The organism is Jiella endophytica, assembly GCF_004519335.1.
Classification (GTDB): Bacteria; Pseudomonadota; Alphaproteobacteria; order Rhizobiales; family Rhizobiaceae; genus Jiella; species Jiella endophytica.
In genome coordinates this window covers 1-887 of record NZ_SOZD01000027.1, presented here as the reverse complement: position 1 = coordinate 887, position 887 = coordinate 1, and the positions used below count along the sequence as shown (strand labels likewise).

Here is an 887-nt window from a genome sequence, read left to right as displayed (position 1 = left end):
GCGGCGACGATCTTCTTGGCGGCGTCGTCGAGGTCGTCGGCGGCGGTGATGGCAAGGCCGCTCTCGTTGAGGATGGTCTTGCCGAGATCGACATTCGTGCCTTCGAGCCGCACCACCAGCGGCACCTTCAGGCCGACCTCCTTCACCGCGGCGACGACGCCCTCGGCAATCACGTCGCAGCGCATGATGCCGCCGAAGATGTTGACCAGGATGCCCTTCACGTTCGGATCGGCGGTGATGATCTTGAACGCCGCCGTCACCTTCTCCTTGTTGGCGCCGCCGCCGACATCGAGGAAGTTCGCCGGCTCTTTTCCATAGAGCTTGATGATGTCCATCGTCGCCATGGCGAGCCCGGCGCCGTTGACCATGCAGCCGATGTCGCCGTCGAGCGCCACATAGGCGAGGTCGTATTTCGACGCCTCGATCTCCTTGGCGTCCTCTTCCGACTCGTCGCGCAGCGCCTTGATGTCGTCGTGGCGAAACAGCGCGTTGCCGTCGAAGGAGACCTTGGCGTCGAGAACGCGCAGATGGCCGTCCTTCATGACGATCAGCGGGTTGATCTCGAGAAGGCTCATGTCCTTCTCGGTGAAGGCCTTGTAGAGGATCGGGAAGAGCTGCATGCCGTCGACCTTGGCGGCGCCGCCGAGATTGAGGGCCGCGCACAGCTTCTCGGCATCGGTGGCGGTGACGCCGGCGACCGGGTCGATCGCCACGGTGACGATCTTCTCGGGCGTCTCCTCGGCGACGGTCTCGATGTCCATGCCGCCCTCGGTGGAGGCGACGAAGGCGACGCGGCCGACCGAGCGGTCGACGAGGATCGACAGATAGAGCTCGCGCTCGATGTCGGCGCCGTCCTCGATATAGAGGCGGTTGACCTGCCGCCCGGC

1 protein-coding gene is annotated in these 887 nt (G+C 64.9%); it reads right to left on the bottom strand.

The features are described from left to right. A partial coding sequence (sucC, locus tag E3C22_RS24345; RefSeq protein WP_134764482.1) for an ADP-forming succinate--CoA ligase subunit beta occupies positions 1 to 887 on the bottom strand: 887 nt, incomplete at both ends.